A 2,213-nucleotide genomic window follows, 5' to 3' on the forward strand; every position below is an offset into this window, starting at 1 on the left:
ACCAGGTTCCCCTGGTCTATCATGGTGCGAAGCGCTTCTACTACAGCCCGCGCCATGTCTTTGAGAACAACACTTTGTACAACATCCAATGAGGTAGCATCAGCACTCTCATGTTCTCGAACAGTTACGGATGGGGATTTTCTAGGCATACAAACATCTCCTCTCTCATAGTCTTTTCAGGGCGTTTTTGGGGCTTACAGGCCTTTCTGGAGCCTCCAGAAGGTATTCCAGGAAGGGTTTGAGCATTCCGTAGCGCAGCAGGGCATTTGCATCCATCTTGCGGCCTCCCTGTACAGGGGATTGCAAGCACAAAGCATCTGGTCGCAAATCATCACGCAAGGACAATGCCTTATCTGGTTTGTCCATCCAGATAATCACTTTGGCAAATGCGTTCATCAGAGGGTATAACAATTTGCGTTGGATTTTCCCTGCCCCTTCACTGCCGATAGACACCGCCAGCAAACCTGGCCAACGAACCTGCCATACTGAAACAGCGTTCAGTTCACCTTCGACAATCAGAAGCGTAGTGTGCAGAGAGGGGACGTAATCGTACAGCCCAAAAAGATAAGGTTTGCTACCTGGATGGGCTGTGTAGCGCACTTGTCCTTCCTCATCCCGCAAGAAGCGATACTTCAAGGCGGTAAGGTTAAGGGCACCATCCAGATAGGGGATGACAATAGCCGGACGCCTGCGTCCACTTTTAGGGTCCCTGGGCGCAGCCAGCCCGAACATCCAATACTGCCAGGTGGCAGACGTAACCCCTCGGTCAGTCAGGTATTTGCAACCAGAATGCCCTGTAGGGGCGTTCAACGTTCTTACGCTCCGTAACAAAATTGCCAGGCATCGGTGCTGCCAGGTGGCAGAGGGCATTGCAAAACCGACATCCAGAGGATGAGCATCCGTATCTGGTTGTCGCACAACACTTCTTTTGCGGTGCTTCGTCAAGCGCGTGGTGCTAAGTGTTTCCAACGCGTCACGAAAAGAAAGTCCTTCAGCCTGCATCACAAAATCTATCGCGGTATGGTAAGCATTGTCCGTAGGGTGAGGGCAGGGGTTCTCGTTGCCAGGACGTAAGTGCCAGCGCCATCCCGATAAGGTGGGTTTGAGCGTAAATCGGTCTCTTCCACGTCCGCAAAATGGACAGGCGCCAACGTAATAGCGGCCACGCTTTCGAAGGGGAATACGCTGCTCTATGAGAGACAACAAATCAAAAGTGCGGTTGATTTCCTGGGCATCCATGTTGCCATCCTAAATACATTACGTTTCGCTGCAATTCGTAAACAATTCCTGTGTACTCTTCCACTCTCTCACTGTTTCACTGTTTTTTTCTTGGAACAGTAGGGGGGTGTTGAGACAGTGAAATAGTGGAAGAGTGAGAGAGTTGCATCAATGCAACAGGATAGTTACTTTTCTACGTCACTGATTTTCCACGCATTATTTGGAGCGTGGGGTGATGGGCCAGTATCCGTTATTGCATCTTTGAGGGCATTCCGCGCCCGGTACACTGTTGACCTGCTAAAGCCTTGCAAAGTGGCAGCCCGCAAGACATCATTCGGCTTGACCGGTTCCCCCATTTCAGCAAGGTACCCCAATAACCACTCGGCACACTCGTCTATCCTGGTAGGGCTGCGATATGCTTCCGGTGGACTATCCAGCCACTGGATGGTGACACCAGCCGGGTGTAGCGGCTTCATTTCGAAACCCAATGCTTTCGGTTTTGCTCCCAGGTTACTCTTCAAGACTGCCATCTTACGAGGGCCATCATCAGCGTCTGGGGTGGTCTGGACCTGCCATATTCCAATGATGGTGCGTCCAATAGCAACAATATGACTGCTACCGCGCAAGTCTTCGAGGTCCAATTCCACAAAAACGCTCTTCATGCCGGGCAAACTTCGTTTCTTGATATGGTGAATCAACAACACAGGGACATTGAAGCCACGCGCTATGCCGGAAAGAAACGCCAGAATGTTGCGCACATCCTCCACAGCGCTTTCTCCTTTGGTGCTGATGGTGCTCAATGAATCGATGATGATTACTCCTGGATTGATAACTGCCACCATCTTGTAGAGTTTGTCCTGGTATTTGCTCTTTCCCAGGTCCAGGATGTCATCAGCATCGGGGAGCATCAGGAAGAGTTTCTTGCGGTCTATCTGCCACCACTCAGCACGCTGATTGATGATTTGCGGGACATTTTCGGCATCCACATACAAAAC

The 2,213-nt window shown here is 50.8% G+C and carries 2 protein-coding genes; both read right to left on the reverse strand.

Annotation, left to right across the window (positions count from 1 at the left end):
- Positions 1-165: 165 nt before the first annotated feature.
- Positions 166-1,239, reverse strand: coding sequence for a hypothetical protein (locus tag D6694_09840; GenBank protein RMH40662.1), 1,074 nt, complete (start codon positions 1,237-1,239; stop codon positions 166-168).
- A gap of 164 nt (positions 1,240-1,403) precedes the next feature.
- Complete coding sequence (locus D6694_09845; GenBank protein ID RMH40663.1) at positions 1,404-2,210, reverse strand: hypothetical protein; 807 nt, start codon at positions 2,208-2,210, stop codon at positions 1,404-1,406.
- Between the last annotated feature and the right edge of the window lie 3 nt (positions 2,211-2,213).

It is taken from the genome of Gammaproteobacteria bacterium, assembly GCA_003696665.1.
Lineage (GTDB): Bacteria > Pseudomonadota > Gammaproteobacteria > Enterobacterales.

What these genes read in the sequence shown, in the direction of transcription:
- D6694_09840 (RMH40662.1), bottom strand. Translation starts at nt 1,239, where the DNA reads ATGGATGCCCAGGAAATCAACCGCACTTTTGATTTGTTGTCTCTCATA.